At 67.6% G+C, this 11,584-nt stretch carries 9 protein-coding genes; 2 read left to right on the forward strand and 7 right to left on the reverse strand.

The genetic code is table 11. From position 1 onward, the window contains the following. Positions 1-5: 5 nt before the first annotated feature. From SJY11_RS23510 to SJY11_RS23525, 4 genes are all read right to left on the reverse strand, one after another. On the reverse strand, positions 6-806 hold the full coding sequence (locus SJY11_RS23510) for an ABC transporter permease (protein WP_376989126.1): 801 nt from the start codon (positions 804-806) through the stop codon (positions 6-8). Further along, positions 803-1,669, reverse strand: a complete 867-nt coding sequence (locus SJY11_RS23515; protein WP_376989127.1) for an ABC transporter permease — start codon at positions 1,667-1,669, stop codon at positions 803-805. The genes SJY11_RS23510 and SJY11_RS23515 overlap by 4 nt, the downstream gene beginning before the upstream one ends. Next, positions 1,666-2,709 (reverse strand): ABC transporter ATP-binding protein, encoded by a 1,044-nt coding sequence (locus SJY11_RS23520; RefSeq protein WP_376989128.1) that lies wholly within the window; start codon positions 2,707-2,709, stop codon positions 1,666-1,668. The genes SJY11_RS23515 and SJY11_RS23520 overlap by 4 nt, the downstream gene beginning before the upstream one ends. A 160-nt stretch (positions 2,710-2,869) precedes the next feature. Then, positions 2,870-3,907 carry an ABC transporter substrate-binding protein gene (locus SJY11_RS23525; protein ID WP_376989129.1) on the reverse strand — a complete coding sequence of 346 codons (1,038 nt, stop codon included), beginning with the start codon at positions 3,905-3,907 and terminating at the stop codon, positions 2,870-2,872. 123 nt (positions 3,908-4,030) lie between these two features. On the opposite strand from SJY11_RS23525, the gene SJY11_RS23530 reads away from it, so the two are divergent. Further along, positions 4,031-4,948 carry a LysR family transcriptional regulator gene (locus SJY11_RS23530; RefSeq protein ID WP_326909279.1) on the forward strand — a complete coding sequence of 306 codons (918 nt, stop codon included), beginning with the start codon at positions 4,031-4,033 and terminating at the stop codon, positions 4,946-4,948. Here the strand turns inward: SJY11_RS23530 and SJY11_RS23535 are convergent. Genes SJY11_RS23535 through SJY11_RS23545 form a run of 3 tightly spaced genes read right to left on the reverse strand, consistent with a single transcriptional unit; the run spans position 4,942 to position 10,815 of the window. Further along, positions 4,942-6,420: an efflux transporter outer membrane subunit gene (locus SJY11_RS23535; protein WP_376989130.1), complete on the reverse strand. Its 1,479-nt coding sequence runs from the start codon at positions 6,418-6,420 to the stop codon at positions 4,942-4,944. The two genes, SJY11_RS23530 and SJY11_RS23535, sit on opposite strands and share 7 nt — an antisense overlap. A gap of 10 nt (positions 6,421-6,430) precedes the next feature. Further along, positions 6,431-9,574: an efflux RND transporter permease subunit gene (locus SJY11_RS23540; RefSeq protein WP_376989131.1), complete on the reverse strand. Its 3,144-nt coding sequence runs from the start codon at positions 9,572-9,574 to the stop codon at positions 6,431-6,433. A 5-nt stretch (positions 9,575-9,579) separates the two neighbouring features. After that, positions 9,580-10,815, reverse strand: coding sequence for an efflux RND transporter periplasmic adaptor subunit (locus SJY11_RS23545; protein WP_376989132.1), 1,236 nt, complete (start codon positions 10,813-10,815; stop codon positions 9,580-9,582). A gap of 90 nt (positions 10,816-10,905) precedes the next feature. On the opposite strand from SJY11_RS23545, the gene SJY11_RS23550 reads away from it, so the two are divergent. Continuing rightward, complete coding sequence (locus SJY11_RS23550) at positions 10,906-11,571, forward strand: TetR/AcrR family transcriptional regulator (RefSeq protein ID WP_376989133.1); 666 nt, start codon at positions 10,906-10,908, stop codon at positions 11,569-11,571. The last annotated feature ends 13 nt before the right edge of the window (positions 11,572-11,584 follow it).

The raw sequence follows: 11,584 nt of genomic DNA on the forward strand, positions 1-11,584 counted from the left end.
GTCTGTCAGCCCTTTCCGGATCCGACGAAGAGGCGGTCGAGCCCGAACAGGCGGTCGAGCGCGAAGAGCAGGATCGCGGTCATGGCGATCAGGCAGGCGGAGACCGCCGCGATCAGCGGGTCGATGTTGTCCTGGATGTAGAGGAACATGCGCACCGGCAGCGTCACGGTCGCGGGCGAGGCGATGAACACGGTCATCGTGACCTCGTCGAAGGAGTTGATCGCCGCCAGCAGCCAGCCGGAGACAACGCCCGGGAGGATCAGCGGCAGCGTCACCCGGCGAAAGACCGTGGCCGTGCCGGCGCCCAGCGAGATCGCGGCATGCTCGATGCGCCGGTCGATGCCGTAGGAGGCCGCCAGCACGAGCCGCAGCGCGAAGGGGATGACCACGATGATGTGGCTCAGCACCAGCCCGACGAAGGTGCCGGAGATGCCGATCTGCGTGAAGAAGCGCAGGAAGGCGATGCCGAGCACGACATGCGGGACCATCAGCGGCGACATGAACAGCGCCGTGATCGCCTCGCGTCCGGGGAAGCGGTAGCGCGCGATGGCGAGCGCCGCCGGCACCGCAAGCCCGATCGCGATGGTCGAGGACAAAGCCGCCAGCCAGAGCGAATCGCGGAAGGCGCGGATGAATTCAGGGTAATCGAAGATCGCCCGGAACCAGCGCAGGCTCGGGCCGCGCGTCGGCAGCGAGAGATAGCCCTCGGGCGTGAAGGCGACGACGCAGACGATCAGCAGCGGCGCCAGCATGAAGACGACGAAGAGCCCATGGAAGATCAGAGCGGCGATGCCGTTGCGTCTCATTCGAACACCTGTGCGTAGCGGCGCTCGATCAGGCGGTTGGAGCCAACGGTGATCAGCACGAGCGCGACGAGCAGCAGCGTCGCCACCGCGGCCCCCAGCGGCCAGTTCAGCGTGTTCAGGAACTCGTCATAGGCCAGCGTCGAGGCGACCTTCAGACGGCGCCCGCCGATGATCGCCGGCGAGGCGAAGGCGCTCGCCGCCAGCGCGAAGACGATGATCGAGCCCGAGAGGATGCCCGGCACGATCTGCGGCAGGATCACGCGCCGCCAGATCGTGATGCGGCCGGCGCCGAGCGAGAGCGCCGCATTCTCGATCTGCGGGTCGAGCCGCTGCAGCGAGGCCCAGACCGCGAGGATCATGAAGGGGATCAGCACATGGATCAGCGCGATGACGACGCCGGTCTCGGTGAACATGAATTCGAGCGGCGTCTTGATCAGGCCGAGCGCGATCAGGCCCTGGTTGACGAGGCCGGTCGAGCCCAGGAGCAGCGCCCAGCCGAGCGTGCGCGCCACGACCGAGACCAAAAGCGGGCCGATGATCACCAGCAGGAAGGCGCTGCGCCAGGCCGGCGACATCCGGTTGAGGATATAGGCCTCGGGCACGCCGATGACGATCGCCGCCAGCGTCACCAGGAAGGCGATGCGGAAGGTCCGCATGAAGATCTCGAAGAAATAGGAGTCGGTGAAGACCTCGATCCAGTTCTTCAGCGTGAATTCCGGGACGATGCCCTTGTACTGCCCCCAGTCGTAGAAGGAGAGAAGCACGGTCATGCCGAGCGGGATGATCACCAGCCCGAGGAAGACCAGCAGCGCCGGCCCCGTCAGCAGGAAGGGCGCGTTGCGCTGCGTGACGACACCGCTCATGCCGCCGCTCCGGCGGGCAGGAGGGCTGCGTCGGCGGCCGAGAAGCGCAGGCGCACCATCTCGCCCTCGCCCGGGACCGCGGCGCCGTCATTGCCGCGCATCAGGGTGAGCGTGCCCGCCGCGCTCTCGGCGGCGAGCAGCCAATGCGTGCCCTGGAAGACGCGGCCCGTGATGCGGGCCTCGAGACCGGCCTCGCCGGCCAGCGCAAAGGTCAGGCGCTCGGGCCGGACGGCGAGCTGCAGCGGCCCCTTGCCGGCGCCCGGCAGCGGCAAGACGAAGTCCCCGACGGTGACCGCGCCCTGCCCGTCTCCGGCGGCGGCGAGCACATTGGTCTTGCCGAGGAAGCTCGCGACGAAGGCGCTGGCCGGCCGGTCATAGACCTCGTGGGGCGCGCCGATCTGCTCGATGCGGCCCTGGTTCATCAGCACGATGCGGTCCGAGAGCGCCATCGCCTCGTGCTGGTCGTGGGTGACGAGGATCGTGGTGGTGCCGATCGAACGCTGGATCTGGCGCAGTTCGCCCTGCATCTCCTCGCGCAGCTTGGCGTCGAGGTTGGAGAGCGGCTCGTCGAGGAGAAGCAGCGCCGGCTTGATCACCAGCGCCCGCGCCAGCGCCACGCGCTGCTGCTGGCCGCCCGACATGCGGCGCGGATAGCGGTCGGCAAAGCCCTTCAGCCCGACGAGGTCCATCGCGGCCAGCGTCTGCCGGTCGCGGTCAGCCTTGGCGATGTCGCGCATTTCGAGACCGAAGGCGATGTTCTCCGCCACGGTCATGTGCGGGAAGAGCGCATAGCTCTGGAAGACGATGCCGAGACCGCGCTTGTTGGGCGCGACCGAGACCAGATCGGCGCCGTCGAGCCGGATGCCGCCGTGGTCGACATCGACGAAGCCGGCGATCATCTGCAGCGTGGTGGTCTTGCCGCAGCCGGAGGGACCGAGCAGGGAGACGAACTCGCCGCGCTCGACGGAGAGGTTCATGGCGTCGACGGCGGTAAAGCCGCCGAAGCGCTTGGTCAGGCCATCGAGGACGAGATGGGACATGGATGTCTTGCTGATTTCGTAAATGAGGTCGCGGAAACGCGCCCGTCATCCCGGGCTTGACCCGGGATCCATCCGAGGACGCGACGTGCCCTAGGATGGATCCCGGATCTTCGCTTCGCTGCGTCCGGGATGACGGTGAGGTTCGTGAGCGAACCGAGCCTTACCGCTCAACCTCGCGGTTCCAGCGCTTGGTCCACTCCTCGCGCTTGGCGTTGACGATGTCCCAGTCAACGGCCTTGAGCTTCTTCACCTCGTCGCCGTAGGGCAGGCCCTTCTGCTCGTCCTTGGTCAGTGTCACGGTCGTGTTGGCGGGGCCGAAGCCGGCGCCGGTGGCCATGATCTTCTGGATCGCAGGCGAGAGCATGAACTGGATGAAGGCGTTGGCCTCGGCGGGATTCTTGGCGCCCTCGACCGGGCAGGCGGCAATACCCAGCGCGAAGCTGCCTTCCTTCGGATAGACGAAGGCGACCGGGAAGCCGGTATCGGCGAAGGCCTTGACGCGACCCGAGCCCCAGACGCCGAGCACGGCCTGGCCGTTCTGGAACAGCTCCGTCATCTTCGCCGGGGACGGCTCATAGGCGACGATGTTGGGGTTGATCTCGTCCTTGAAGGTCTTGAAGCCCGGCTCGATGTTGCTCTCGCCGCCGCCGCCGATCTGCGCCATCGCGATCAGCGCATGCAGGCCGTAGGTGTTGTTGATCGGCGGGGTGACGATCTTCTTGCCGTAGGTCTTCGACTTCAGATCGTTCCAGGAGGTCGGTGCCGGCCACTTGTTCTCGGCGAAGATCTTGGTGTTGTAGAACAGGCCCGTCGCGACGAGACCGAGGCCGACGCCCTTGTTGGACTTGAACCGCATCACCGGGGCGACGTCCTTATAGACGGGGCCGTCGGTCAGCGTGCCGCAGAAGCCCAGCGCAACCGCCTGATAGGCCGGGCCGTCATCGACGATGGCGACGTCGATCTGCTGGTTGCCCTTCTGGGCCTGGAGCTTGGCGAGGGTGTCGGTCGAATTGCCGGCGACGTACTCGATCTTGACGTTGGCCTGCTTCTCGAAGACCGGCAGGATATCCTTGCGCATGGTCTGTTCGAAGGAGCCGCCATAGCCGGCGACATACATCGTCTTCTGCTGCGCCATGGCCGCACCGGACGTCGCCAGCGCCGTCGTCGTCAGCAGCAGTCCTACCCAAGAGAATTTCATGAACCCCTCCTCATTTTTGCGAGTGATCCGTGAAGGTTCTGCGACAGATTGTAACGGGTCAAATCGAATCATTCGCGCAATCCATACGAAAATGTTATGGTTCAGCTTTGCACGGCGGAAGCGATGCTGAATCCTCGTCAAATCGAAGCTTTTCGGACCGTCATCGTCACCGGAGGGGTAACTTCAGCGGCAAGGGCGCTGAATATCAGCCAGCCAGCCGTGACGAGATTGATCCACGATCTGCAGTATGTGCTCGGTCTGACGCTGTTCGAGCGGCGGGGAACGCGGCTCGTGCCGACGAACGAGGCGCTGTCGTTATACCGTGAGGTCGAGCGGCAGTTCGTCGGGCTCGAGCAGATCGAGAACACCGCCCGCAACCTGCGCGAAGGGCTGTCGGGCAGCCTGAGGATCGCAGCACTGCCGACCTTCAATGTCGGCTTCCTGCCGCGGCTGGTCGCTGCCTATATGAAAGACAAGCCCGGCCTCGAGATCGCGATCTACGGCAGCATCTCCTCGCAGGTGGTCGACTGGGTCGCGACCGGCTTCTGCGACATCGGCTTCGCGCAGTACCCGCTCGACTTCCCGCATATCGATGTCGAGCAGTTGCCCTCGGTGCCGGCCGTGGCCGTGCTGCCGGAGGGGCACAGGCTCTGCGAGAAGGCCGTCCTCGAACCGCTGGATTTCGTCGGCGAGCCCTTCGTCTCGCTGGCCGGATCGACGCAGTGGCGCTACCGCACCGACGCCCTGTTCTCGGCTGCGCGGGTCACACGGCCGATCAAGGTCGAGACCCCGCTGTCGATGATCGCCTGCTCGCTGGTTGCGTCCGGGGCCGGGGTGGGAATCGTCGATCCCTACACGGCCGCGGAGTATCGCGGCCGCGGCATCGTCACCCGCCCGTTCCGCCCGGAGGTCCTCTACGACATCGGGGTCGTCTGGCCGGCGGGGCGCTTCCGCTCGCCGCTGGCGCTGGGATTCGTCGAGACGGTGACCGCGGCCATCCGCGACCTCGCAACCGCCAGCGAAATCGCGACGGCTCAGTAGGCGGCACGCAGATGCGGGCCGGTGTCGACGTCGACGACCCGCTTGCGCTCGACCTCGACCGGCTTGTCCCAGCCCCCGCCCAGCGCCTTGTTCAGCGAAACGAAGTTCGAGGTCACGGCGACGCGGCTCTGCAGCAGCGTGTCCTCGGCGCTGTAGAGCGAACGCTCGGCGTCGAGCACGTCGAGGAAGCTCGCGGCGCCCGACTGGTAGAGCGTGCGCGAGAGCCGCGCCGCCTCGCGATAGGAAGAGGCGGCGGCCGAGAGTTTGCCGGCGCGCTGGCGCTCCTTGGCGAGGTTGACCAGCGAATTCTCGACATCCTGCAGCGCGGTCAGCACGGCCAGCCGCAGCGCCGCGTCGGACTGGTCGCGCTGCGCCTGCGCGACCTCGACCGCGGCGCGCAACTCGCCGCCGTTGAAGATCGGCACGCTCAGCGTCGGACCGAAGGACCAGCCGATCGAGGAGTTCTTGGCGAGGTCGCCGGTCTTCAGCGCGGTGGTGCTGATGGCCCCCGTCAGGCTGATGCTCGGATAGAGCGCCGCTTCCGCCTGGCCGATCTTGGCCGTCGTCTGGGCGAGTTGGCGCTCGGCGCGGCGGACATCGGGACGGTTGACCAGAACATCGGCCGGGATGCCTGCCGGCGGCGTGCCGCGCGCGGCGGGGATCGGGCCGCCCGAGCCGAGGAGGCCCGCGAACGCCGTCGGCGCCTCGCCCGTGAGGATACCGAGCTGGTGAAGGCTCTGGGCATAGGACGCTTCGAGCGTCGGGATCGCGGCCTCGGTCGTCGCGGCCTGGGCGGCGGCGCGCTCCGCATCCAGCGCCGAGGCGGTACCGGCGGTGAAGCGATTGCGCGTCAACCGCTCGGTCTCGCGCTGGGAGGCTGCCGTGCGGCGGGCGAGCGCGATACGCGCCTGCGCGCCGCGGGCTTCCGCATAGGTCGTCGCGACGTCGCCGATCAGCGTCAGCAGGGTCGCGCGAAGATCCTCGTCGGCCGCGTCGACGCCATAGGTCGTCGCCTCGACATTGCGGTAGTTCGCGCCGAACAGGTCGAGCTCGAAGCTCGCATCGAAGCCGGCCTGATACAGGCTCGAGGTGATGTTGGAGCCGCTCGAGGAGGTCGCGGCGGAGGAGCGCGAGCGCGTCGCCGCGCCCTGCCCGTCGAGTTGCGGCAGGAGCGCGCCGATCGCCTGGCGGCGGGTCGCGCGGGCCTCGCGGATGCGCGCCTTGGCGGAGGCGACGTCGAGATTGCCGGCGACGGCGCGCTCGACGATCGCGTTCAGCTTGCGGTCGCCGAGCTTCTTCCACCACCCGCCGAGCCGCGCCGCGTCCAGCGGCTTGGTCGTCTTCGGAGCGTTGCCCCACTGGCCGGGCAGGAACTGGCCGGGGGTCACATAGTCGGGCCCAACGGCGCAGCCGGCGAGCGTCATCGTGACAAGGCCGATGCCGGCCCAGCGGGCGAGAGGCGTCTTGGTCATCCGTGTCATCTCAATGCGCCTCGATCGTCGCCTCGGCCGGTTTTTGGGCCGGAGCCTTGCGCCAGCGCCTCACCGTCCCGGCGACGATGACATAGAGCAGCGGCACGAAGAACACGCCGAGCACGGTGGCGGCGATCATGCCGCCCATGACGCCGATGCCGATCGCGTTCTGGCTGCCGGAGCCCGCCCCCGTCGCGATCGCCAGGGGCAGCACGCCGAGGATGAAGGCAAAGGAGGTCATCAGGATCGGGCGCAGGCGCTGGCGGGCGGCATCGACCGTCGCATCGATCAGGCTCTTGCCCGCCGCCTCCTCCTCGATGGCGAATTCGACGATCAGGATCGCGTTCTTGGCGGCGAGCCCGATGGTGGTGAGCAGGCCGACCTTGAAATAGACGTCGTTGCTCTGGCCGAAGAGCGTCGCGGCGGCGAGCGCGCCGAAGATGCCGATCGGCACCGAGAGCATCACCGCGAAGGGCACCGACCAGCTCTCATAGAGCGCCGCCAGGCAGAGGAAGACGACCAGCATGGCGAGCGCATAGAGTGCCGTCGCCTGGCTGCCCGAGAGCCGCTCCTGATAGGACAGGCCGGTCCATTCATGATTGAAGCCGGGCGGCAGCTTCTGGGCTATGGCGTCGATCTGGTCCATCGCCGCGCCGGAGCTGATGCCCGCGGCCGCCGCGCCCTGGATGTTGACGGCCGAGGCGCCGTTGTAGCGCTCGAGCCGCGGCGAGCCATAGGTCCAGTGGCCCGTGGCGAAGGCCGAGAACGGCACCATCGATCCGCCGCTGTTGCGGACATACCAGCGGCCGATATCCTCCGGCTGCATCCGGAACGGCGCGTCGGCCTGGACATAGACCGACTTCACACGGCCGCGGTCGATGAAGTCGTTGACATAGGCCGAGCCCCAGGCGGTCGAGAGCGTGGTGTTGATGTCGCCCAGCGAAAGGGTGAGCGCGCTCGCCTTCTCCTGGTCGATCTCGACGGCGTATTGCGGCGTGTCCTCCTGGCCGTTGGGGCGTGTGCCGGTCAGCGACGGGTTCTGCGCGGCCATCCCGAGCAGCTGGTTGCGCATCTCCATCAGCCGCGCATGGCCGGCGCCGGCGACGTCCTGGAGGTAGAACTCGAAGCCGGCGCTGTTGCCGAAGCCCTGGATCGAGGGCGGGGCGAGCGCGAAGACCATGCCGTCCTTGATGCCGCGGAAGACGCCCATGGCGCGCCCGGCCACGGCCTGGGCCGAGGCCTGCTTGCCGACGCGCTCCTCGAAGGGCTTGAGCCGCACGAAGGCGATGCCGACATTCTGGCCCGCGCCGCTGAAGCTGAAGCCGCTGACGGTCAGAACGCCCTCGACGAGGTCCTTCTCCTGCTCCTGGTAATGCCGCCGGACCTGATCGAGCACGGCGAGCGTGCGGTCCTGCGTCGCGCCCGCCGGCAGCTGGACGATGGTGAAGAGGACGCCCTGGTCCTCGTCCGGCAGGAAGGAGTTGGGCAGCCGCGCGAACAGATAGGCCATGCCGCCGCCGATCAGCAGGAAGACCAGCATGAAGCGCATCGGCCGGGCGATCATGCCGGCGACGCCGGCGGTGTAGCCGTTCAGCGTCTTGTCGAAGCCGCGGTTGAACCAGCCGAAGGGGCCGGTGCGCGCGGCATGCTCGCCGGCGGGCTTGAGCATCGTGGCGCAGAGCGCCGGCGTCAGGATCAGCGCCGTGACGACCGACAGCGCCATCGCGGTGACGATCGTGATCGAGAACTGGCGATAGATGATGCCCACCGAGCCGCCGAAGAAGGCCATCGGAACGAAGACCGCCGCGAGCACGGTGGCGATGCCGACCAGTGCGCCGGTGATCTCGCCCATCGACTTGATGGTCGCCTCCTTGGGCGAGAGCTTCTCCTCCTGCATCACGCGCTCGACGTTCTCGACGACGACGATGGCGTCGTCCACGAGCAGGCCGATGGCGAGCACCATCGCAAACATCGTCAGCGTGTTGACGGAGTAGCCGGCCACCGCGAGCACGCCGAAGGTGCCCAGCAGCACGACCGGGACGGTGATCATCGGGATCAGCGTCGCGCGGAAATTCTGCAGGAAGACGTACATCACGATGAAGACGAGGATGATCGCCTCGAACAACGTGTGGACGACCTTCTCGATCGAGACCTGCACGAAGGGCGTGGTGTCGAAGGGATAGACGACGTCGATGCCCTCCGGCAGCGTCGGCTTGAGGCGGTCGATCGTCGCTTTAACCGCCGCGGCGGTGTTCAGCGCGTTGGCGCCGGTGGCGAGGCTGACGGCGAGGCCGGTCGCGGGCGCGCCGTTGTAGCGGGTGGCGGTGGTGTAGTCCTTGGCGCCGAGCTCGACGCGCGCGACGTCGTTGAGCCGCACGATCGAGCCCGACGAGCCGCTCTTGAGGATGATGTTCTCGAACTGCCCGACCGTCTGGAGACGGCTGACGGCGGTGACAGTGGCGTTGAGCTGCTGGCCCTTGACCTGCGGCAGGCCACCGAGCTGGCCGGCCGAGACCTGGACGTTCTGCGCCTGGATCGCGGTGACCACGTCGCTGGGCATCAGCGCGTACTTCTGCAGGCGCTCGGGATCAAGCCAGATCCGCATCGCGTAGCCCGCGCCGAAGAGCTGGGTCGAGCCGACGCCCGGCACGCGCTTGAGCGTGTCGTTGAGGGTCGAATCGACATAGTCGGCGAGGTCGTTGGTCGACATCCGCCCGTCGCGCGAGACGAAGGCGGCGACCATCAAGAAGCCCGTCGAGGCGTTGGCGACGGTGATTCCGGTGTTCTGCACCGTCTGCGGCAATTGCGCGGTGACGAGCTGCAGCTTGTTCTGCACCTGCATCTGCGCGACGTCGGGGTCGGCGCCGCTGGTGAAGGTCAGCGTGATCGTCGCCTGGCCCGAGGAGGTCGAGGTCGCCGACATGTATTGCAGGTTGTCGACGCCGGTCATGCCCTGCTCGATGACCTTCGTCACCGAGTTCTCGACCGTCTGGGCGTCGGCGCCGGGATAGCTCGCGCTGATGCTGACCGTGGTCGGCGCGATCTGCGGATATTGCGAGACCGGCAGGGTGCGCAGGGCGAGCAGGCCCGCCAGCATGATGACGATGGCCACGACCCAGGCGAAGATCGGGCGCTCGATGAAGAAGCGGGACATGGCGCTCAGTTCTTCGCGGACTGGCCGGGAGCCTGGCCGGCGGGCAGCGCGGCCTGGCGGTTGGCGGCCTTGAGCTCGCCGCTGGCCTCGTCGATCGTGACCTCGTTGCCGGTCACGGTCTGGCCGGCGCGCACGAGCTGGGCGCCCTCGACGATGACGCGGTCACCGTCCTTCACGCCCTGCTCGACCAGCCAGTTGTTGCCGACATTGCGCGAGGCCACGAGCACCCGCTCTTCGACCTTGCCATCGGCGCCGACGAATTTCGCCGTCGCCTCGCCCTTGGTGTTGCGGCCGACGGCGCGCTGGGGAACGAGGAAGCTGTTCTCGGCGATGCCCTCCTGGATGACGGCGCGCACGAACATGCCCGGCAGCAGCAGGCGGTCGGGATTGGGAAACTCGGCCCGCACCGTGAAGGTGCCGGTGGTCTCGTCGATATTGGCCTCGGCGAATTCGAGCTTGCCAGTCTGCGCGTATTCCGTGCCGGCATCGAGCTTGAGCTTCACCGCGACGTTCGGCCCGGTGAAGCGCAGGCGCCCCTCGGCCACCGCTCTGCGGAACTTCAGCAGATTGGTGCTGGACTGGATGACGTCGACATTGATCGGGTCGAGCTGACGGATCGTGGTCAGGGCCGTCGTCTGGTTGGCCGTCACCAACGCGCCCGGCGTCAGCGTCGAACGGTCGACGCGGCCGCCGATTGGGGCCGTGACCCTGGTGAAGCCGAGATTGATGCGGGCCGTGTCGAGACTCGCGCGGGCGGAGGCGACGTCGGCCCGGGCCTGGGCGAGCTGCGCGACCGCGTCGTCGTTATCCTGCTTGCTGATCGCGTTCTGGCGGATCAGGTCGCGATAGCGATCGACCTTGGCCTGGGCGTTGGGCACCGAGGCCTCGGCGCGGGCGAGCGCGGCTTCGGCGCTGTCGAGCGCCGCCTGATAGGGGGCGGGGTCGATCTCATAGAGCAGATCGCCGGCCTTGACCTCGCTGCCCTCGCGAAACAGGCGCGTCTTGACGAGACCGCCGACCTGCGGACGCACCTCGGCGACGAGGCTCGCGGCGACGCGGCCGGGCAGCTCGGCGCTGATGGCGACGGGCTTGGACCGCAGAACGACCACGCTGACCTGAGCCTGGGGCTGGGGCGGCGGGGCGGCGGCCTTCTCGCTGTTGCAGCCGGCCAGAGCGATGCCGAGAACGGCGGCCCCTGCGAGGAGCATCGGCCGAACGGGGACGGAGCGGTGACGGGACATGCAGTGTCTCTTTTTGGAAACTCTCGAGTTTCTTAACGCTTGATTTCTCGGCCTGTCAAACCCAAAGATGTTTCCCGGGAGTGACGGTTAATGATTGATCACGAGATTCGGGCGGGCGATGGCGGGCCGGTGCGAGCCCGCGGACGGCCCAAGCAGCGACCCGATTCCGAAGAGCGCCAGCGCATCCTCGCCATCGCCTGCGAGCTTTTCCTGGATGTCGGCTATGGTGGCACGACGATGGATGCAGTGGCCGGTCGCTGCCGCATTTCCAAGAAGACGCTCTATCGCCTGTTCCCGGCCAAGACCGACCTGTTCAAGGCGATGGTCGCCGATCACCGGCGGACCATGCTCGCCCTGCCGCGTCCCGACGACGATCTGCCAGCGGCCGAGGCACTGGCGGCCATATTTCGGCTCGACATCGCCGAGGTCGAGAACCGCGAGCGTCTCGCCTTCATCCGGCTGGCCGTTGCCGATGCCGACCGCTATCCGGAAATCGGCGAGGCGATCGCGCTGGAAGGGGCGCAGGCGGCGATGCATCTGCTCGCAGAGTGGCTCGGACAGCAGCAGGCGCGCGGCGCGTTGCGGCCCTTCCCGCCCGAGACGGCGGCCCGCATGCTGATGGACATGGTGTTCAGCGTGATGGTGAAGCGCTACCCGGGCGATTCGCTGATGACCAGCGAGCAGCGGGTCGGCCACGCCAGGCGCTGCATCGAGGTCTTTCTCGACGGCATGGCCGAGCGGACAATAGGCGCCTGAGCGCTGCGGCTCG

Source organism: Allobosea sp. R86505, from assembly GCF_042466375.1.
Taxonomy (GTDB): domain Bacteria; phylum Pseudomonadota; class Alphaproteobacteria; order Rhizobiales; family Beijerinckiaceae; genus Allobosea.